Origin of the sequence: Sphingomonas yunnanensis (assembly GCF_019898765.1) — a bacterium.
Classification (GTDB): Bacteria; Pseudomonadota; Alphaproteobacteria; order Sphingomonadales; family Sphingomonadaceae; genus Sphingomonas; species Sphingomonas yunnanensis.
The window spans coordinates 239,503-260,002 of the sequence record NZ_JAIOKB010000004.1 but is presented as its reverse complement, the minus strand read 5'-3'; the positions used below and the strand labels follow the sequence as shown (position 1 = coordinate 260,002).

17 protein-coding genes are annotated in these 20,500 nt (G+C 70.2%); 9 read left to right on the top strand and 8 right to left on the bottom strand.

The annotated features are described in order from the left end of the window. Nucleotides 1-134 precede the first annotated feature (134 nt). Both K7957_RS13275 and K7957_RS13270 read left to right on the top strand, forming a co-directional pair. Entirely contained in the window at nt 135-1,769 is a 1,635-nt protein-coding gene (locus K7957_RS13275) for a helicase HerA-like domain-containing protein (RefSeq protein WP_223012462.1), read from the top strand. A 209-nt stretch (nt 1,770-1,978) separates the two neighbouring features. Then, on the top strand, nt 1,979-2,494 hold the full coding sequence (locus K7957_RS13270) for a phosphoribosyltransferase (RefSeq protein WP_223012461.1): 516 nt from the start codon (nt 1,979-1,981) through the stop codon (nt 2,492-2,494). Nucleotides 2,495-2,729: 235 nt separating this feature from the next. Here the strand turns inward: K7957_RS13270 and K7957_RS13265 are convergent, their stop codons facing one another. Continuing rightward, nucleotides 2,730-3,686 carry an isopenicillin N synthase family dioxygenase gene (locus K7957_RS13265; protein WP_223012460.1) on the bottom strand — a complete coding sequence of 319 codons (957 nt, stop codon included), beginning with the start codon at nt 3,684-3,686 and terminating at the stop codon, nt 2,730-2,732. Nucleotides 3,687-3,794: 108 nt separating this feature from the next. Here K7957_RS13265 and K7957_RS13260 point away from each other — a divergent pair, with 108 nt between their 5' ends. Genes K7957_RS13260 through K7957_RS13245 form a run of 4 tightly spaced genes read left to right on the top strand, consistent with a single transcriptional unit; the run spans nt 3,795 to nt 6,273 of the window. Further along, a complete protein-coding gene (locus tag K7957_RS13260; protein WP_223012459.1) occupies nt 3,795-5,033 on the top strand; it encodes a multidrug effflux MFS transporter in 1,239 nt (412 codons plus the stop codon). Between the two features lie 57 nt (nt 5,034-5,090). Then, on the top strand, nt 5,091-5,429 hold the full coding sequence (locus K7957_RS13255) for a DNA primase (RefSeq protein WP_223012458.1): 339 nt from the start codon (nt 5,091-5,093) through the stop codon (nt 5,427-5,429). Further along, nucleotides 5,426-5,734, top strand: coding sequence for a hypothetical protein (locus K7957_RS13250; RefSeq protein WP_223012457.1), 309 nt, complete (start codon nt 5,426-5,428; stop codon nt 5,732-5,734). Before K7957_RS13255 ends, K7957_RS13250 begins: the two co-directional genes overlap by 4 nt. Before the next feature lie 47 nt (nt 5,735-5,781). Continuing rightward, a complete protein-coding gene (locus K7957_RS13245; protein WP_223012456.1) occupies nt 5,782-6,273 on the top strand; it encodes a hypothetical protein in 492 nt (163 codons plus the stop codon). 140 nt (nt 6,274-6,413) lie between these two features. Here K7957_RS13245 and K7957_RS13240 read toward each other — a convergent pair whose 3' ends face one another. Then, entirely contained in the window at nt 6,414-7,700 is a 1,287-nt protein-coding gene (locus K7957_RS13240; RefSeq protein WP_223012455.1) for a homoserine dehydrogenase, read from the bottom strand. 434 nt (nt 7,701-8,134) lie between these two features. On the opposite strand from K7957_RS13240, the gene K7957_RS13235 reads away from it, so the two are divergent. After that, complete coding sequence (locus K7957_RS13235; protein WP_223012454.1) at nt 8,135-10,090, top strand: OPT family oligopeptide transporter; 1,956 nt, start codon at nt 8,135-8,137, stop codon at nt 10,088-10,090. A 147-nt stretch (nt 10,091-10,237) separates the two neighbouring features. On the opposite strand, the gene K7957_RS13230 is transcribed toward K7957_RS13235, so the two are convergent. The 3 genes from K7957_RS13230 to queF form a co-directional block, all read right to left on the bottom strand. Continuing rightward, entirely contained in the window at nt 10,238-11,518 is a 1,281-nt protein-coding gene (locus K7957_RS13230) for a glycoside hydrolase family 130 protein (RefSeq protein ID WP_223012453.1), read from the bottom strand. Between the two features lie 45 nt (nt 11,519-11,563). Further along, nucleotides 11,564-13,837, bottom strand: a complete 2,274-nt coding sequence (locus K7957_RS13225; protein WP_223012452.1) for a glycosyltransferase family 4 protein — start codon at nt 13,835-13,837, stop codon at nt 11,564-11,566. Between the two features lie 123 nt (nt 13,838-13,960). Then, nucleotides 13,961-14,407: a preQ(1) synthase gene (gene queF, locus K7957_RS13220; RefSeq protein ID WP_223012451.1), complete on the bottom strand. Its 447-nt coding sequence runs from the start codon at nt 14,405-14,407 to the stop codon at nt 13,961-13,963. Nucleotides 14,408-14,482: 75 nt separating this feature from the next. Here queF and K7957_RS13215 point away from each other — a divergent pair, with 75 nt between their 5' ends. Next, entirely contained in the window at nt 14,483-15,331 is an 849-nt protein-coding gene (locus K7957_RS13215) for a sulfurtransferase (RefSeq protein WP_223012450.1), read from the top strand. Continuing rightward, complete coding sequence (gene metC / locus K7957_RS13210; protein ID WP_223012449.1) at nt 15,328-16,521, top strand: cystathionine beta-lyase; 1,194 nt, start codon at nt 15,328-15,330, stop codon at nt 16,519-16,521. Before K7957_RS13215 ends, metC begins: the two co-directional genes overlap by 4 nt. A gap of 143 nt (nt 16,522-16,664) precedes the next feature. Here metC and K7957_RS13205 read toward each other — a convergent pair whose 3' ends face one another. From K7957_RS13205 to ileS, 3 genes are read right to left on the bottom strand one after another with little or no spacing between them, the layout of a single operon-like run. Then, entirely contained in the window at nt 16,665-17,162 is a 498-nt protein-coding gene (locus K7957_RS13205) for a DUF3035 domain-containing protein (RefSeq protein WP_223012448.1), read from the bottom strand. Beyond that, nucleotides 17,155-17,667 carry a signal peptidase II gene (lspA, locus tag K7957_RS13200; protein WP_343228409.1) on the bottom strand — a complete coding sequence of 171 codons (513 nt, stop codon included), beginning with the start codon at nt 17,665-17,667 and terminating at the stop codon, nt 17,155-17,157. Before lspA ends, K7957_RS13205 begins: the two co-directional genes overlap by 8 nt. Next, the gene (ileS, locus tag K7957_RS13195; RefSeq protein WP_223012446.1) at nt 17,664-20,489 is read right to left on the bottom strand and encodes an isoleucine--tRNA ligase; all 2,826 of its coding nucleotides are present in this window, start codon (nt 20,487-20,489) and stop codon (nt 17,664-17,666) included. The genes lspA and ileS overlap by 4 nt, the downstream gene beginning before the upstream one ends. Nucleotides 20,490-20,500 lie beyond the last annotated feature (11 nt).

The window sequence follows — 20,500 nt, the reverse complement described above, 5'->3', positions numbered from 1 at the left end:
GGTTCAGACGATCCGAAAAGGTCGGGACGGTCGTCCACGGCCGAGCAGCGCAAGTTCGCCCGTCTCCCTCGTGACGCCGCGAGCGCCGCATCCTATGACATACGATAGCGAGACCAGCGGCAGGAGCGACGACCTTGGCGGACGGCATCTTCATCGGCGCGAACGCGGGCGGCGCGCGGCCGCAATGGCTCCAACTCGCGCGCGCCAACCGCCACGGTCTGATCGCGGGCGCGACCGGCACCGGCAAGACCGTCACACTCCAGGGCGTCGTCGAGGGCTTCTCGCGCGCCGGCGTCGCCTGCTTCGTCGCCGACGTGAAGGGTGACCTCTCCGGCCTCGCGCTGCCGGGCGCCGCGACCGCCAAGACCCACGCCGCCTTCGCCGCGCGCGCCGCCGAGATCGGATTGACCGACTGGGCCTATGCCCCCTGCCCGGTGCAGTTCTGGGACCTGTTCGGCGAACAGGGCCACCCCGTACGCACCACGGTGAGCGAGATGGGACCGCTGCTGCTCGCGCGGCTGATGGGGCTCAACGAGGTGCAGGAGGGCGTGCTGACGATCGCCTTCCAGCTCGCCGACGAGGAGCATCTGCTGCTGCTCGACCTCGACGACCTCCAGGCGGTGCTGGCGCATTGCGCCGAGCGCGCGCAGGAGCTGACCGCGAGATGGGGCAATGTCTCCAGACAGTCGGTCGGCGCGATCCAGCGCTCGCTGCTCCAGCTGCGCAGCCAGGGTGCGACCCACTTCTTCGGCGAGCCCGCGCTCGAGCTGGGCGACCTGCTCGGCCATGACGACCAGGGCCAGGGCCTCGTCAACGTCCTCGCCGCCGACAAGCTGATGGCGGCGCCGCGGCTCTACTCCACCTTCCTGCTGTGGCTGCTGAGCGAGCTGTTCGAGCAGCTGCCCGAGGTGGGCGACCTCGACAAACCCAAGTTATGCTTCTTCTTCGACGAGGCGCATCTGCTGTTCGACGACGCGCCCGACGCGCTGCTCGACAAGATCGAGCAGGTCGTGCGACTGATCCGCTCCAAGGGCGTGGGCGTCTATTTCATCACGCAGAACCCGATCGACATTCCCGACAAGGTGGCGGGCCAGCTCGGCAATCGCGTGCAGCACAAGCTCAACGCCTTCACCCCGCGCGACCAGAAAGCGGTGCAGGCGGCGGCGCAGACTTTCCGCGCCAATCCCGGGCTCGATGTCGCCGCAGCGATCACCGAGCTCAAGACCGGCGAAGCGCTGGTGTCGCTGCTCCAGGGCGACGGCTCGCCCAGTCCGGTCGAGCGGACGTTGGTGCGCCCGCCGTCTAGCCGGGTCGGGCCGGTGACGCCGGAGGAGCGCAAGGTGCTGCTCGCCACCGACGCGATCGGCGATCGCTACGACACGCTGGTGAACCGCGAGTCGGCGGAGGAGCTGCTGTCGGCCAAGACGCAGGAGGCCGCCGCCGCGCGCGCCGCCGCGACCGCGCAGGACGAGGCGAGCAAGGCCGCCGCGCTCCAGGCCAAGGAGGAGGCTCGGCAGGCGCGCGAGCGGGTCGCCGCGCAGCGCGAGGCCGAGCGCAGCCAGCGTGCCGAGGAGCGCGAGCGCGCCAACGACCCGTGGAACCGGGCGATGACCTCGGCGACGCGATCGGCCTCCTCCGCGCTGGGGCGGACGGTCGCGAACGAGGTGACCAAGGCGGTGCTCGGTGGCGGGCGGCGGGGCGGCGGTGCGTCGGGCGGGCTGCTGGGTTCGGTCGTGCGCGGGGTGCTCGGGGGATTGCTGCGGCGGTGAGCGGGGGGTGATCTGGTGTCACAAGGCTGCCCCTCACCAGAGAGCTGCCACCCCGGCGCACGCCGGGGTCCAGTTGGGAGGCCTAAGTGGCACTCGCAGAAGACTTCCCAACCGGGGTCCGGGGTGCGCCGGGGTGGCACGCGTGGTAGGGCGGTGCCTTCACGGCCGCCCCCCTCGTCCGCCGGCCCGATCAGCGCTACACGCCCGCGATGCCGATCTACACCGCCATCACCCATGCCGAACTGGTCGCCGCCGTCCGCGCGCTGGCCGAGTCGCTCGCCGCCTCCGACTGGGCGCCGGCGCATCTTATCGGCGTCGGTCGCGGCGGGCTGATCCCCGCGGTCTATCTCAGCCACGCGACCGGGCTTCCGATGCTGGCGGTGGACTATTCCTCGCAGTCCGAGGCGCTCGCCGTCGACACGATCGAGCGGCTGGCGGCGCGGACGCGCGCGGGCGAGCCGCTCCTGTTCGTCGACGACATCAACGACTCGGGCCGCACCATCGGCCACCTGCGCGCCATGCTCGCGCGCGCCGACGCGACGTCAGGCAGTGTGCGGTTCGCCACGCTGATCGACAATGTCGGCTCCGCGCAGCGGGTCGACTACGCCGCGCGCGCGATCGATCGCGCCGTGACCAAGGACTGGTTCGTCTTCCCCTGGGAGGCGATGGCCCCCGACAGCGCGATCGCTGCCGACGCCGCGGAGCGGCCGGAGCGGATCGCGTGAGAGCGGGGATAACCGTTACCGCAAGATGTCGCGCGCCCGAGCGTGCCGTTGCTCATTCGCGAGCTACGCAGACGCTTCGACTCTAGCGTCATCCTGAACTTATTTCAGGATCCACCCTGCCGCGGACCGTCCGGCGGCTGAGTAGGCGGTGCCGTGGATCCTGAAACGAGTTCAGGATGACGCCAGAATGAAGGAGTGCGACGCGTCTCTCGGACGATCCACCCTCCTGCCCTCGCTATTTCTTGATCAGCCCGATCTCGACCAGCCGCTCGTGCAGATAGCCGTTGGCGGTGATCGGCGTCGGGTAACGGTCCGGTCTCTCCAGGGTGATCGTCTGCGGCAGCGTCTCGATCAGGAAGTCGGGCGCGGGGTGCAGGAAGAAGGGCATCGAGTAGCGCGAGTGGCCGCGACGCTCGGGCGGCGGGTTGACGACGCGGTGCGTCGTCGACGGCAGCACGTGGTTGGTCAGCCGCTGCAGCATGTCCCCGACGTTGACCACCATCGCCCCGGCCGGCGGCTTGATCGCGAGCCAGCGCCCGCTGTCGCGCTCGAGCAGCTCCAGCCCGGCCTCTTCGGCGCCGAGCAGGAGCGTGATAAGGTTGATGTCCTCATGCGCGCCGGCGCGCACCCCCTCGGCGTCGGCGGGGATCGGCGGATAGTGGAGCAGGCGCAGCACCGAATTGCCGTCCCGCACTGCCGGGTCGAACCAATCGGGCGCGAGCCCGAGATGGCGCGCGATCGCGGACAGCAGCCGGTCGCCGGCGCGGTCGAACGCCTCGAACAGCGCGAGGAACGTGTCCTTGAACCCCTCAGGTCGCGCCGGCCAGACGTTGGCGGGCATGTCCGCGGAATAGCGGTGCCCCGCGGACAGCTCGCGCCCGACGTGCCAGAATTCCTTGAGGTCGACGTGCCGGGCGTCCTTGGCGATCTCGGTCTTGAACGGCGTGTAGCCCCGCGCGCCACCCGCGCCGGGGACGTGATAGCCGCGCTTCTCCTCCTCGGACAGCGCGAACAGCGCGGCGGTCTCGGCCCATGCGCGCCCGATGAGATCCTGCGGCACGCCGTGGTCGGCGACGATGGCGAAGCCGAAGCGCTCGAACGAGCCGCCCAGCGCGGCGGCGAAGCCGTCGGGGTCGCGATCCTGGTCGGCGAGGCTGAGCGTGGGCACCGCGGCGGCGGGGGTATCGAGCATGACGTCGGTCCAATCGGTTGATGAGCGGCCAATAAACCTTCCCGATCCGGGTTGCTACCCGCGCGCGGCGAGGTGACAGCGCGGCGACCGGCACCTAATGGCCGCGGCATGTCGACGCCCCCCGCCTCGCTTTCCGCGCCTCCCGTCGCCGCGCCGCCGATCCCGCTGCCCGAGTTCGTGGCGCTGATCGCGGCGCTGATGGCGCTCACCGCTCTGGGGATCGACTCGATGCTGCCCGCGCTGCCGACGATCGGCGCGGCGCTCGACGCGCCGGGCGCGAACGAGCGGCAATATGTGATCGGCGCCTTCCTGATCGCGTTCGGCGCGGGGCAGCTGCTCCATGGCCCGCTCGCGGATCGGTTCGGACGGCGGCGCTCGCTGCTCGTCGCGCTCGCGGTCTATGCCGTGGCCAACGCGCTCTGCGCGCTGGCGGGCAGCTTCGGGCTGCTGCTCGCGGCGCGCGTGGTCGCCGGGCTGGCGATCGCGGCGGCGCGCGTGACGACGGTGGCGATCGTGCGCGACTGTTTCGAGGGGCGCGCGATGGCGCGGGTGATGTCGATGACCTTCATCGTCTTCATGATCGTCCCCGTGCTGGCGCCCGGCTTCGGCACGATCGTGCTGCTGTTCGGCGGCTGGCGCGACATCTTCTGGGCGGTCGGCGGCGCGACCCTGCTGGTGCTCGCCTGGTTCGCGCTCCGCATGCCCGAGACGCTCCACCCCGAGGATCAACACCCCTTCTCGTTCCACCGGCTCGCAGCGGGGTGGAAGCTCACGCTCAGCGACCGCGGGTCGCTCGGTTACACGCTCGCCGCGACCGGCCTGATGGGCGCGCTCTACGGTTACATCAACTCGATCCAGCAGGTGATGGCCGACGTGTTCGGGCGACCGCGCCTGCTGCTGCTGATCTTCGCCACCACCGCGGGGACGATGGCGGTCGCCAATCTCACCAACGCGCGGCTGGTGATGCGAGTCGGCACGCGCCGGCTCGGCCATGCCGCCGTGGTGACGCTGATCCTCGTCGCCGGGCTGCACCTCCTGCTGGCGCTGACCGGGCATGAGACGCTCGTCGGCTTCGCCGTGCTGCAGGCGGTGGCGATGGGCTGTTTCGGCCTCGCCAGCTCGAACTTCTCGGCGATGGCGATGGAGAGAATGGGCCATATCGCCGGCACCGCCTCGAGCGTGCAGGGCTTCACCAGCGTGACCGTCGGCGCGGCGATCGGGGCGATGATCGGCCAGTATTACGACGGCACCACGGTACCGCTCAACGCCGGCTTCCTGTTGGCGGGCGTCGCGGCGCTGGCGATCGTGCTGGTGACCGAGCGCGGGCGGCTCTTCGCGGCGCGCTGACGGAACCGCGCGCCCTCGCCTGCCGTTCGTCCCGCATCGTAGAAGGAGGAGATCGGCATGGGCGGGCAGCATATTCACGGTCAGGGTCCCGGTGACGACGGCTATGACGAGGACGGCTACGACGAGAGCCAGCGCGCGGAGATCCTCGAGGCGACCCGCGATGGACCCAGCGACGGCACCATCATCACCGACCTCGACCCCGACACCGGCGAGGACGACGAGAGCGAGAGTGAGGACGAGCTCGAGATGGTCGACGGCGAGGTCGCCGAGCAGGACGGCGACACCGACCAGGACGAGGCCGATGTCGAGGAGGACGAGGTGCAGGACGAGTTCGACGACGGCAGCGTCGACGACGACGAACTCGATGACCGCGACGACATCGCGCTCAACCCGTGATCGCGCCCCACGTGGCGCGTGCGGGCGCGCGCTGCGCCAGCCTCATCGCCGTGCCGCTGCTCGGCAGCGCGTGCGGCTCGCCGCAGCAGCGCGCGGGCGATGCGACGATCGTGCGCGCGGCGGCGCAGGCACAGGCGAGCGTGTCTGCCTATGAGCGCGCCGCGACACCTCGAAGCCTCGGGCGGCCGACGTCTTCGGCATGCGGGACGGGTCTGCGGCCGGTAGCATTGTCAGCCGAGACACCGCCGGCGCGGCCGCTCTTCGGTGCTCCTTCGGACGCGAGTCGCTGCGCGGCGTATCGCTGATCGCGCCGGCTTGACCGCGGCGGACGTCGCGCTCACGCTGCAGCGCGATGCTACTGCTGCTCCTCGCGCTTCAGGCGACCTCTCCCGCCCCGGCATCGCCCGAGCGCTTCTCGATCCTGGTCCCGGTCGCCGATCAGCGCTGCACGCGCGCGCGGGCGGACGGCGAGGTGGTGGTCTGCGCCGACGCGCCGCGCGACCAGTCGCTGCCGCTGCCCGCCGAGGCGGCGCCGATCGGGCCCATCGCGGTCAACCCCGATCTGACCGGTTCCGGCGCGCTGCGGTCGGAGGGATCGCCATGCGCCGCGATGCAGAAGGGCTGCACCACCGGGGTCAATCTACTCGGGCTGGGCACCGCGCTGGTGCGCGGCGTGCAGAAGCTGGTGGCGCCAGGCAGCTGCTGCGAGGATGCCGGTGCGGCGACCAACCCCGGCCTGCTGGTACGCGACATCGCCGGCGCGTTCCGCGGCAAGAAGCCCCAACGTGACGCGGTCGGCATCGACCTCGACGAGCCCGACATGAAGGGCCGCGTGCGGCCGTAGCCTTTCTTCTCCGGGCGTTCTCCGGCGAACGCCGGAGCCCAGAGCCAAGAGGGTGACGTACGCGGCTCTGGGCTCCCGCGTGCGCTGGAGCACGGCAGGTCGAAGGAGGTCGAGCATTCGGTAGTCGGCGCGCTACCCATTCAGTCGAGCAGGTGCATCCACATCGGCTCGCCGTACAGGCTCTGCGAGCCGCGCAGCCGCTCCAGCGCGGCGGCGACGCAGCGCTCCGGCCCCTCGTGCGTGACGATCGCGACCAGCACGCTGCCGTCGGCGAGCGCGCCGCGCTGGATCAGGCTCTCGATCGAGACCCCGGCGTCGCGCATCGCCGCGGCGATCTCGGCGAGCACGCCGACTCGGTCGGCCACGGCGAAGCGGAGGTAGGCGCGGCCGCGGCGCTCGCCGCTGGGCGCGGCGGTCGCCTCCGTCAGCGCCGCGGCGGGCATGGCGAAGGGCGGGCCGAACTCGCCGCGTGCGATGTCGATCAGATCGGCCACTACCGCGCTGGCGGTCGGCCCCTCGCCGGCGCCGGCGCCCTGAAACAGCAGCCGACCGACGAAATTGCCCTCCGCCACCACCGCGTTGGTGGCGCCGGTGACGTGCGCGAGCGGGTGATCGAAGCGGACCAGATGCGCGTGGACACGCTGGAACAGCTGCGCGCCGTCCGCCTCGGCGACGCCGACGAGCCGGACGCGATAGCCCAGCGCCGCGGCCTCGGCGATGTCGGCGGCGAGCAGGTGGCGGATCCCGCTAGCGGCGACCTGCGCGAAGGCGGGCGCGGTGCCGAAGGCGAGGCTGGCGAGGATCGAGAGCTTGTGCGCGGCGTCGACCCCGTCGATGTCGAACGACGGGTCGGCCTCGGCATAGCCGAGCGCCTGCGCCTCGGCGAGCACGTCGGCGAAGTCGCGGCCCTCGGCCTCCATCTTCGACAGGATGAAATTGCAGGTGCCATTGAGGATGCCGTAGACGCGCGCGATCGCGTTGGCGGCGGCGCCCTCGCGCAGCCCCTTGATCACCGGGATACCGCCCGCGACCGCGGCCTCGAATTTGAGCGCCGCGCCGCTCGCCTCGGCGGCACCGGCCAGCTCGAGCCCGTGATGTGCGAGCATCGCCTTGTTGGCGGTGACGAGATGGCGGCCGGCCGACAGCGCGCGGCGGGCGAGCGTCAGCGCCGGACCGTCAGCGCCGCCGATCAGCTCGACGACGACGTCGGCGTCTGTTTCGGCGAGCGCCGCGGTGTCGTCGACCCAGGCGAAGCGCGACAGATCGACGCCGCGATCCTTGCTCCGATCACGCGCGGAGACCGCGACCACCTCGATCGGCCGCCCGGCGCGGCGCGCGATCAGCTCGCGGTTGGCGTCGAGCACGCGGATGACCCCGCCGCCGACCGTCCCCAGCCCTGCCAATGCCACTCGCAGCGCCTGCGCCATCCGTCCTGCCTCCTGTTGGTCGCCGCCTGCTAGGCGGTCGGGTGGCGGCTGTCGAGAAGGCCCGATTTCCGCGGACGATTGCAGTTAACGCAACTCGGATTGGAATTATTGCACTTGCGTCCTGTCGTGGTGCGATGCACAAAAGCGGTGCCTTTCAGGCATCCTCTCCTAAAAACTTTTCGGCCGGGCTCTGCCCGGCCTTTTTTTTGGCCCGCGTCGCGGCTACGGTCCGAATCACCGCAGTTCTTCGACAACAATAAGCGCGCGGGCAGGATGGATAGGATGTAGCCGGTCGGACCGGCACGCGAGCGGAGGGAGCGGCACAGGGCCGCTTCCTCCCGGGCTGGTGTCCCTCGCATAGTGCGCCGTGGCAGTGCCGGCGAGCAGACTTGCCGCCTCTGTCATCATCCGTCACGCTGTGGCACGGTTGCGGTATGAACCAATCTCCCGCTGAACTCGGTCTTGCCGCCCCGCTCGCCACCGAACTCACCCTCCGCGGCATCCTGCTCGGCGGCGTGATCACGTTGCTGTTCACCGCCGCCAACGTGTATCTCGGGCTCAAGATCGGGCTGACCTTCGCCACCTCGATCCCCGCCGCGGTGATCTCCATGGCGGTGCTGCGCGCCTTCCGCGGCGCCTCGATCCTCGAGAACAACATCGTCCAGACGGTCGCCTCGGCCGCGGGGACGCTGGCGGCGATCATCTTCGTGCTGCCCGGGCTGGTGATGATCGGCTATTGGCAGGGCTTCCCCTTCCTCACCACCGCGGCGATCACCGCCACCGGCGGGATCCTCGGCGTGATGTTCTCGGTGCCGCTGCGCCGCGCACTCGTGGTCGACACGCCGCTGCCCTATCCCGAGGGACGCGCCGCCGCGGAGGTGCTCAAGGTCGGCGAGGAGAGCCGCAGCGGCAGCAGCGAGAGCGCGCGCGGGCTCGCCGCCATCCTCGGCAGCACGCTCGCCTCCGCCGCCTTCGCGATCCTCACCCAGACGCGACTGATCGCGGCCGAGGCGGCGACCTTCTTCCGCGTCGGCGCGGGCGCGACCGGGATCACCGGTGGCCTCTCCTTCGCCCTGCTCGGCGCGGGGCATCTGATCGGCCTGTCGGCGGGCATGGCGATCCTGCTCGGCGTCGCGGTCGGCTGGTGGCTGGTGCTGCCGATCCTCACCGCGATGGCGCCGCAGGCCGGCGACGTCGCCGCCTGGGCCAATGGCGTGTTCCGCACCGACGTGCGCTTCTTCGGCGCGGGCGTGATCGGCGTCGCCGCGATCTGGACGCTGATCCGCATCGCCGCGCCGGTCGCCGCGGGGCTACGCGCCTCGCTCGGTGCGTCGCGCGGGGCGGACATGGCGGTGGAGGAGCGGGACCTGCCCTTCTGGGTCGTCGCCGCGGGCACGCTGGCGACGCTGGTGCCGATCGCGCTGCTGCTCCACTCGGTGATCAGCGGCGGCCCGCTGGCAGGGAGCGAGTGGCTGCTGATCGTCGGCAGCCTGCTGTTCGTGCTGGTGGTCGGGCTCGTGATCGCGGCGGTGTGCGGCTATATGGCGGGGCTGATCGGCGCGTCCAACTCGCCCGTCTCGGGCATCGGCATCCTCTCAGTGCTCGCCGCGGCGGCGATGCTGGCGGGCTGGTTCGGCCGCGGCGGGGCACCCGATCAGACCGCGGCGCTGGTCGCCTATGCGCTGATCGTGACCGGGATCGTCTTCGGCATCGCCACGATCTCGAACGACAACCTGCAGGATCTCAAGACCGGCCAGCTGGTCGGGGCGACGCCGTGGAAGCAGCAGGTCGCACTGGTGATCGGCGTCTGCTTCGGCTCGCTGGTGGTGCCCCCGGTGATGCAGCTGCTCTACACGTCGTTCGGGTTCGCCGGCATGCCGGGGGCGGGGCCGAACGCGCTGGCGGCACCGCAGGCGGCGCTGATCTCGGCGCTGGCGCAAGGTGTGCTGGGCGGCGACCTGAACTGGACGATGATCGGCTGGGGCGCCGCCGCGGGGGGCGTGTTCGTGCTGCTGGACGAGGCGCTGGGGCGCGCGGGCCGGCTGCGTCTGCCGCCGCTCGGTGTCGGGCTGGGCATCTACCTGCCGATGTCGGCGACGCTGACGGTGGTGATCGGCGCGCTGATCGGCCATTTCTACGACAAATGGGCGGAGCGGACGGCGGACATCGAGGCGTCGAGGCGGCTCGGCGTGCTCACCGCGACCGGGATGATCGTCGGCGAGAGCCTGTGGAACGTGGTGTTCGCCGGGATCGTCTACGAGAGCGGCACCGACTCGCCGCTCGCGCTGGTGAGCGGGCACGAGCAGGTCGCGCTGATCGCGGGGACGCTAATGTTCGCGGCGGTGACCTGGGCGCTGTACCGGCGGACGCGACGGCTGGCGGTGGGGTGAGCTCGCTCCCGTCATCCCGGCCTTGAGCGGGAGCTATCGCGCAACGTACGCCACAAGCGTTGCTCGTGCGGAAAGATGGGTCCCGGCTCAAGGCCGCGACGACGGGAGTGGGGCGGGAAGCGATTGCCGCCTTCCGCCCCCACCCCTTCACATCTTGTCGAGCAGCTCGCGGATCGAGACGAAGGCGAAGCCTACCGAACTGTCGGCGATGCCATAGGGCATGAACAATTTGTCGCCGTGCTTCATCGCGCCGCAGGTGTAGACCACGTTGGGCACATAGCCCTCGCGATCCTGGTCCGCCGCGGCGAGGATCGGCGATCGGGTGCGGCCGATCACGCGGGCGGGATTGTCCTTGTCGAGCAAAGCCGCGCCGATCGAATATTTGCGCATCGCACCGACGCCGTGGGTCAGCAGCAGCCAGCCCTCGTCGATCTCGATCGGCGGCCCGCAATTGCCGATCTGGACGAACTCCCAGGGGAAGACCGGCTTGAGGATCAGCTCGCCCTCGTCCCAATGGGTAAGGTCGTCGGTCTTGAGCAGGTACAGATTCTCGCCGTCCTGCCGCCCGATCGAGAGATACTGCCCGCCGACCTTGCGCGGGAAGAGCGCGATGCCCTTGTTGCGCGCCGCGCTGCCCGTCATCGGCACCAGATCGAAGGCGCGGAAGTCGCGCGTGCGCATCAGCTCGGATTGGATCGTCGCGCCATTGTACGCGGTATAGGTGCCGAGCCACTCGACGCTGCCGTCGTCATGCTCGAAATGGACGAGGCGCAGGTCCTCCAGCCCTTTCGACTGCGCGTCGGTGATCGGGAAGATCACCGTGCCCGAGAGCGTGCTGTCGCGATGGCGGTGCACCGTCACCGGCCCGGTCGGCGGCGCTTCCTCGTCGGTCCCGATCGCGTCGGTCGCCGTCGCGAACGGCGGCTCGGGCGCGAGCTTGAGCTCATTGTCCGAGGTGATGATGCCCTCGCGGAAGGCGACGGAGGAAATATGCCCCTCTCCGACCGCGCGAAGGCTCATCAGGATGCGCTGCGCGCCGTCCTCCATGCCGCTCTGGTCGGGATGCGGCACCGCGCTGGGGTTCATCAGCGCGGCCGCGGCATAACTGTACTCGTGGCAGAAATAGGCGCCGATCAGCTGCCGCTTCTCGTCGCTGATACGGCTGCCGTCGAGCCCGTGCGCGGTCGCGATCTCGTCGTAGCGAGTCATGAACACGCGACGAGTCTGCCAGTGACGCGCCTCGAAGTCCTTGAGCACGAGGTCGAGCTGGTCGCGCGCCTCCTGCGGAGGCATGTCGAGCACCTCGGCGATCAGCCGTTCCGACCGGCTGACGCCATTGGCGTTGGCGATCCAGCCGATGTGGAAGGGCCGCACCACGACGCGCGACGGATCGGCATGCAGACGCAGCCGGTGGTTGAACAGCTCCAAGGACCAGCCTCGTCTTAGTGAACGACGGTACGTGTGCGACGCCGCTCAGGCGACGTCGCGCTGCGTCCCTGCCACTTTTCCCGCGCGGATTGATAGCCCCGAAATCGCGCACGAGGCCATTTGCAGCGCGAGGATCGACTCGGCGCCCTGGTTGCGGTTGAGCCCGGTCGGCATCAACCCGTCGAAACAGCCGCCGTCGCGCTGGGTCGCCAGCGGCAGGTCGAGATCGTTGACGCCGAGATACCAGTCGTAGGCGCGCTTCGCCTCGTCGTACCAGCGGGCATCACCGGTGGCGTCGAACGCCGCGGCGCAGGCGTCGATCGTGGCCTGCGCCTCGAGCGGCTGTTGGTCGAACGGCAGCGGCTCGGCATAGACCCGGCCGAAGCTCTCCGAGCCTACCGCGCGGAAATGCCCCTCGGGCGCAGTCTGCTTGGCGACGATCCACTCGAGCGTGTCGATCCCGCAGGCGATCAGGTCGGGGCGCTGGAGCGCGACGCCGGCACGCAGCATCGCCTCGGGCAGGCGCGCGTTGTCATAGGCAAGCACGATCTCGAACCAGCCCCACTCGGGACGCCGCGCCGCATCGAGCAGCTTGAGATGCTCGTCGGGGAAGCGGCGCAGGATCTGCGTCGCCAACTCGTGACGCGGCGATGCCTCGAGCATCGCGGCCGCGCCGAGCATCGCGAACGCCTGCGCGCGCGGACTCTCCAGCTCGAGCGCGAGCGTCGCAGTCGAATCGAACATCGCGCGTGCCCAGTCGCGGTGCTTGGCCTCGTGCGCGTCACGCGCGGTGACTCCCAGCGCCCAGAGCGTGCGGCCGTTCGAATCCTCCGACCCGACGTCCTCGCACCACGTGCGGTCGAAGTTCATGAAGTTGCGGAAACGCCGTACCTCGGGGTTCCAGGCATATTGCACGAACGAGGCGTAGATCGTCATCCACTTGTCGCGCGTCGCCGCGTCGAGCTCGGGGACGGCGCTCATCAGCATCAGCGCGCGCGCGTTATCGTCGATGCAATAGCCATGCCGGCGGTCGGGCACCGAGTAGATCGAGTGCTGCAACATGCCGGTCGAGTCACTCATCCGCTCGACGGCGGCGATCGCGGGAGGCAACACCTTTGTGTCGGTGTCGCCGCCGCCGCGGAGGCGCCGCGGCTGGGTCGCGATACTCGTCGCGATCTCTTGCATTGCTTGCTCCACTACACGAGGCCAGATCATCGTTCGGCCACGCGCATAGGCACGCGAGGACAGACGTCCGAGGTTGCGGGCGCTGCCCAGAAGATTGTTGATCTCACGCGCGAAGGCGGCAGAGTCGCGAAAGTCGACCAGCACCCCGTGCCCGTCCGCCAAAATCTCGGTGGCGTGGACGTACGGTGTCGAGATCACCGCCTTGCCGACGCCGACGGCGTAGCTGAGCGTGCCGCTCGTGATCTGGGCCGGGTTGAGATAGGGCGTGGCGTAGATGTCCGCCGCCTGGAGATAGTCGATCAAATCGTCGTGATCGACGAAGGCGTCGATGAAGGCGACATTGTCGCCGACGCCGAGCTCGGCCGCGCGCGCCTTCAGCGAATCGCGATACTTCTCGCCCTCGTGCGCGACTAGGTTGGGATGGGTCGCCCCGAGCACGATGTACATCGCGTCCGGGTTCTTCTCGACCACCGCGGGCATCGCCTCGACGATCGTCTCGATACCCTTGCCCGGCGCCAACAGGCCGAAGGTGAGGATCACGCGCTTGCCGTCCCAGCCGAAGCGCGCCTTGAAGGCGTCCGGCTCGGCGAACGATCGGTCGGGCACGCCGTGCGGGATCGTCGCGATCGACTTGGGGCTCGCGCCGTACACGCGCTCCAGGATCTCGCGGCCGCGCTCTGCCATCACGATCACCTTGGAGGCGCGACGCAGCAACCCTTCGAGCACCGTGCGCTCGGACGTGCTCGGCTTCTCCAGCACCGTGTGAAGCGTCACGATCAACGGGATCGTGAGGCGGTCGAGCAGCGCGAAGATATGGCTCCCCGCCTCGCCGCCGAAGATGCCGTACTCGTGCTGAAGCCACAGCACCTGGGCACCGCTCTCCTCGATCCGCCGCGCGGTCGCGACATAGGCGGAGAGGTCGTGCTGCGGGATCGCCGCGGTGACCGCCTCGGGGTACGCGTACCGCCCCGGATGATCGTCCATCGCGTAGACATCCACCTGGGTGTCAGGGAAGCGTGCGCGCAATGCCTGGTAGGTGTCGGTCGTGAACGTCGCGATGCCGCACTGTCGCGGCAGGAAATTACCGATCAGCGCGATGTGGTTGACGTCCTGCAGAACGGCCGACTGGTTCATCCTCATACCTTCGCTGGTGCAGCACGGACACCACGTAGCGCCGTGCCTCCTACATGAACCAGCGATAACGTGATTGGTTGCAAATTTGCTGCACCGCGGAATACCTGCGTTGGTCGATTGGGATCAACCGCGGCCTCGATAGGGCGCAACCCCCTGGTCGGGCAGCCACAGATCCGCCGGCGGGGCGGCCGACTGCCAGAAGACGTCGATCGGCATGCCGCCGCGCGGATACCAATAGCCGCCGATGCGCAGCCAGCGCGGGCGCATCTCCTCGTAAAGCCGCTCGCCGATCCCGACGGTGCAATCTTCGTGGAAAGCCGCATGGTTGCGGAACGCGCCGAGGAACAGCTTGAGCGATTTGGACTCGACGATCGTCTCGCCGGGCACATAGTCGAGCACGAGGTGAGCGAAGTCGGGCTGTCCCGTCACCGGGCAGAGCGAGGTGAACTCGGGCTGGGTGAAGCGCACCAGATAGGTCTGGCCGGGGCGCGGGTTGGGGACATAGTCGAGCACCGCCTCCTTCGGCGAGGTGGGGAGCGGGCTGTTCTGGCCAAGATGCATCGGGGTCATGCGCGCGCACATAGGCGCGCGCGGCGCGGAATGCGACCTGTTGCCGCGCCTGCTGGCCCGGCTATGAGAGAGGGCATGGAACCGCTCGTCTCCGCCACCTGGCTCGCCGACCAGCTCGACGCGCCCGACCTGCGCGTCCTCGACGCCAGCTACGACGCACTGCTGCCGAGTGAGCCGCCGCGCGACCATGCCGCCGAGTATCGCTCGGGCCATGTGCCGGGCGCGCTCTACATGGACCTGGCGGGCTTCTCGGACGCGACGAGCGCCCTCCCCTCGACCATGCCCGGGGCGGCCCAGTTCGCCGAGCGTGCGGCACGGCTGGGGATCGATCGCGCCACCCGGATCGTGCTCTACGACGACGCGCCGCATCATACCGCCGCGCGCGCCTGGGTGATGCTGCGCGCCTTCGGCTTCGACAGGGTCGCGCTGCTCGACGGCGGGCTGGCAGCATGGAAGCGAGCGGACCTCCCGCTCGAACAGGGCGACGGCGCGGTGCCGCCGCGCGCGGTCGACGCCGGCACTGGGACGACGGGGCTGCGCGATCTCGCCGCGATGCGCTCGATCCAGCGCGACGCGAGCGAGCAGATCCTCGACGCGCGCTCGGCCGCGCGGTTCACCGGCGCGGAGCCCGACCCGCGCGCCGGCGTCGCCCCCGGCCATATGCCCGGCGCGCGCAACCTGCCCTACAAGCGGCTGTTAGAGGAAGACGGCCGGTGGAAGCGCGGTGCGGCGCTCGCCGCCGCCTTCCGCGACGCCGGCGTCGCCCTCGAACGGCCGATGGTGATGACCTGCGGCTCGGGCATCACCGCGAGCGTGCTCGCCTTCGGCGCGCACCTGCTCGGGCGCGACGCCGCGGTCTATGACGGCAGCTGGACCGAGTGGGGCGCGGACCCGAGCACCCCCAAGACGACGGGGGCGGCATGAGCGACCGACCGATCAAGCCCGCTACCCGGGTCGTCCAGGCCGGGCGCCGCGACGAGTGGACCGGCGGAGTCGTCAACACGCCGGTGTGGCGCGCCTCGACGATCCTCTACGACGACGTCGCGCACCTGCGCGCGACCGGCGCGCGCGACACGCACCACCGCCTGTTCTATGGCCGCCGCGGCACACCGACGCAGTGGAGCCTCGCCGACGCGCTCACCGAGCTGGAGCCCGGTGCCGAGGCGACCTTCCTCTATCCCTCGGGCGTCGCGGCGATCGCGGCCTGCCTGCTGACGCTGCTGTCGCCCGGCGACGAGCTGCTGCTGGTCGACAGCGCCTATGACCCGACCCGCTCGCTCGCCGACAAGCTGCTCGCGCGGATGGGGATCACGACGCGCTATTACGATCCGCTGATCGGCGCGGGTATCGCCGAGCTGATCGGCGATCGCACCCGCGTGATCTTCATGGAGAGCCCCGGCAGCCTCACCTTCGAGGTGCAGGACGTGCCGGCGATCGTCGCCGCCGCCAAGGCGCGCGGCGTGGCGACGGTGATCGACAACACCTGGGCGACGCCGCTGCTCTTCCCGGTCATCGCGCTGGGCGTCGATTATTCGGTGCTCGCCTGCACCAAATATGTCGGTGGCCATTCCGACGTGATGATGGGCTCGGTCACCGCGGCGCCGGGGCGGTTCGCCCCGCTGCGCGACACCAGCTTCCAGCTCGGGCAGGTGATCAGCGCCGACGACGCCTTCCTCGGCAGCCGCGGGCTGCGCACGATGGCGGTACGGCTGGCGCAGCACGAGCGCAGCGCGCTGGCGGTGGCGCGCTGGCTGGAAGCGCGGCCGGAGGTGACGCGGGTGCTCCACCCGGCCTTGCCGTCCTGTCCGGGGCATGAGCTGTGGAAGCGTGACTTCGCCGGCGCCTCGGGGCTGTTCTCGTTCGTGCTGGACGGCGGCAGCGATGCGGCGCGCGCGGCGCTGATCGACTCGCTCGACCATTTCGGCATCGGCTACAGCTGGGGCGGGTTCGAGAGCCTCGCCGTGCCGATCGACCCGCAGCGCCATCGCAGCGCGACCGTCTGCGCGTTCGAGGGGCCGCTGGTGCGGTTGCAGATCGGGCTGGAGCATCCGGACGACCTGATCGCCGACCTGGAGCGCGGGCTCGCGGCATGGCGCGGGGTGGTGGCGGGGTAGCCACTCGTCTCTGTCAGGACATGGAGGCTGACACCATCCTCTCCTTGCAGGGGAGGATCGAAGGCGGGTCACTGACCTGGCAGTCGGACTGCCAGCTCGAACGAGACGCGGGCTCACCCTAACGCGAGATCGCCCCCCGCCCTTTACTGCTGCGGCGTCGGCGTCGCGGGCGCCGGCGTCGGCGCGGCAGGCGCTGCTGTCGACTGAGCCGCCGCCGGCGCGCTCGCGGCCCCCGCGTTCGCCCGCGCGTCCTGGCCGTCGCCCTGCGGTGCGGCGATGATGTCGCGCGTGGTCTGACCCTTGTCGACGACGTTGGTCTTGGGGTCGCCCGCCTCCGAGCGGATCCCCGCCGGCGCCGCGCCGGTGCCGCCGGCCTGATCGACCACGCCGGCCTCGGCCGCGCTGCGCTGCGCCGGGCCGCCGAACAAGGCGTCGATCGCCTGCGCCTGCGGGTTGTTGCCCTGGGTGCGCGCCGCGCCGGGCTGCGGCGGCACCAGCGCGAAATCGGGCGGGATGATCAGCGGCGCCTGGCGCGCCACCGCGAACTCGTCGGGGCGGGCGCGGTCGTAGCCGCGCTTGCCGCAGCCGGCGAGCAGGGCGAGCATCGCCATACCGGACACCGCGACGACAGACTTACGCATGGACATTCTCCGAAGGATCGGGGCGCTTCTCGCGGATCAGGAGCGCGCGCACCAGCAGAATCAGCACGCCGATCGTAATCGCGGCGTCGGCGACGTTGAAGACCAGGAACGGCCGCCACTCGCCGAAATGGAGGTCGGCGAAGTCGACCACATAGCCCAGCCGCACGCGATCGAGGATGTTGCCGACTGCACCGCCCAGCACCATACCGAGCGCCGCCTGCTCGCCGGTCTTCTCCTCGCGGAACAGCCACACCGCGACCGCCACCGCGATCGCGCCGGTGAAGGCGACGAGCAGCCAGCGCATCGTGTCGGTCTCGGCGCGGAGCATGCCGAGCGAGACGCCCTCGTTCTTGGTGAAGCGCAGGTCGAAGATCGGCAGGATCTCGCGGTAAGCGCCGAGGAAGTCGATCGCGAGCGGGCCGGTGACGACCCATTTCACCAGCTGGTCGACGACGAAGACGACCAGCGCGATGGCGAGCCCGAGCCGCGGCAGCGACCGGCTCACGCGTCCTCCCCCACCACGGTGGCGCAGCGGTCGCACAGCGCGTCGTCGACCGTCACCTCGGGCAGGTGGCGCCAGCAGCGGCCGCATTTGTGATAGTCGGTCCGGGTCACGTCGACGCCATGGCCCGGCGTCACCTTCGCCACGATGAACGTCTCGGCGAGCTGCGCGGCGTCGAGCGGCAGGTCGGGCACGGTCACCTCGGCCTCCAGGCTGGAGCGCACCGTCTTCGCGCGCCGCAGCGGCTCGATCGCCTCGGTGACGCGGACGCGCAGCGCGCGCACCGCCTGCCAGCGCGCCGAGAGGTCCTCGGCGGCGGGATCGGGCAGGATCGGCCACTCGAGGAAGTGGACCGAGCTCGCCTCGTCGGGGAAGCGCGCCTGCCACACCTCCTCGGCGGTGAAGACCAGCACCGGCGCGGCGTAGCGCACCAGAGCGTGGAACAGCACGTCGAGCACGGTGCGATAGGCGCGGCGCTTCACGTCGTCGGCGGCGTCGCAGTAGAGCGAGTCCTTGCGCACGTCGAAGAAGAAGGCCGACAGATCCTCGTTGGCGAAGTCGGCGAGCAGGCGGACGTAGCGGTTGAACTCGAAGCCGCGCGCCGCCTCCCTCAGCTCCATGTCGAGCGCGTGGAGCAGGTGGAGTACGTAGCGCTCCAGCTCGGGCATCTCGGCGACCGGCACGCGCTCCTCCTCGGCGAAGCCGTCGAGCGCGCCCAGCAGATAGCGGAAGGTGTTGCGCAACTTGCGGTACGAGTCCGAGGCGGTGGCGAGCACCTCCTTGCCGATGCGGATATCGTCGAAATAGTCGGTCGAGACCGCCCAGAGCCGGAGGATGTCCGCGCCCGACTCGCCGATCACCTTGAGCGGGTCGACGACGTTGCCGAGGCTCTTCGACATCTTGCGGCCCTGCCCGTCGAGCGCGAAGCCGTGGGTGAGCACCGCGTCATAGGGCGCACGCCCGCGCGTGCCGCAGCTCTCCAGCAGCGACGACTGGAACCAGCCGCGATGCTGGTCCGAGCCCTCGACGTAGAGGTTGGCGCGCGCGCCATCCCCGTACCGCGCCTCGACGACGAAGGCGTGGGTCGAGCCCGAGTCGAACCACACGTCGAGGATGTCGTTGACCGGCTCATAGTCAGCGAGATCGTGCGCGTCGCCGAGCAGCGCCTGATGGTCGGCGGTGAACCAGGCGTCGGCGCCGCCGTCGCGGAAGGCGGCGACGATGCGCGCGTTGACCGCGGGATCGTTGAGATACTGTCCGGTGGCGCGGTTGACGTAGAGCGCGATCGGCACGCCCCAGGCGCGCTGGCGGCTGATCACCCAGTCGGGGCGGCCCTCCACCATCGAGCGGATGCGGTTCTCCGCACGCGGCGGCACCCACTGGGTCCGCGCGATCGAGTCGAGCGCGAGCTGGCGCAGCGTGGCGCCGTTGCCGCGCTCGGCCTCGTCCGCCGCACCCGCCCCGGGCGTGGCGGAGTCACCCGCCGCCGCACCGGTCGCCACGTCCATCGGGATGAACCATTGCGGGGTCGCGCGGAAGATCACCTTCGCCTTCGAGCGCCACGAGTGCGGATAGCTGTGCTGAAAGTCGTCGCTCGCGCCGAGCAGCGCGCCCGCGGCGCGCAGGTCCGCGCAGATCGGCCCCTCGCTCGCGACGAACTTCTTGTTGATCACGCTGCCCTGCCCGCCCAGCCAGGCCCAGTCGGCGCGGTAGAAGCCGGCGGCGTCGACCGCGAACACCGGCTCGATCCCGTTCGCCTTGCACAGCAGGAAGTCGTCCTCGCCGTGATCGGGCGCCATATGGACCAGCCCGGTGCCCGCGTCGGTGGTGACGAACTCGCCCTCGAGGAACGGCCGCGGCGTGGCGAAGAAGCCGCCGAGGTGGTGCATCGGGTGGCGCGCGGTCGCGCCCTCCAGCACCGGGCCTTTGATCAGCGCGACGATCGTGCCCATCGGGATGCCGGTGCGCTTGGTGAAGGCGGGCATCAGCGGCTCGGCGACGAGATAGCGCCGGCCCTCGTGCTCGAACTGGAGATAATCGATCGCCGAGCCATAGGCGAGCGCCTGGTTGACCGGGATCGTCCAGGGCGTGGTCGTCCAGATCACCGCGAGCGTGCCCGCGAGGCCCGGATACTCGGGACAGTCGATCACCTCGAAGCCGACGTCGATCTGGGTCGAGACCACGTCCTCATATTCGACCTCGGCCTCGGCCAGCGCGGTCTTCTCCACCGGGCTCCACATCACCGGCTTGGCGCCGCGATACAGCTGGCCGCTCTCGGCGAACTTGAGCAGCTCGCCCGCGATCACCGCCTCGGCCTCGTAGCGCATGGTGAGATAGGGGTTGTCCCAATCGCCCATCACGCCGAGCCGCTGGAACTGCTCCTTCTGGATCTGCACCCAATTGTCGGCATAGGCGCGGCACTCGGCGCGGAACTGCGCGACCGGCACCTGGTCCTTGTCGAGCTTCTTGACGCGATACGCCTCCTCGACCTTCCACTCGATCGGCAGGCCGTGGCAGTCCCAGCCGGGCACGTAGGGCGCGTCATAGCCCATCAGCGAGCGGCTGCGGACGATCACGTCCTTCAGCACCTTGTTCATCGCGTGGCCCATGTGGATGTCGCCGTTGGCGTAGGGCGGGCCGTCGTGGAGGATCCAGCGCTCGCGCCCCTGCCGCTGCTCGCGCAGGCGCTCGTACAGCCCGATCCGCTTCCAGCGGTCGAGGATCGCGGGCTCCTTCTGCGCGAGCCCCGCCTTCATCGGGAAGTCGGTCTTCGGCAGGAAGACGGTGTTGCGCCAGTCGCGCGGCGTGTCGGGTGCGTCGGCCATGTGGGGCATGG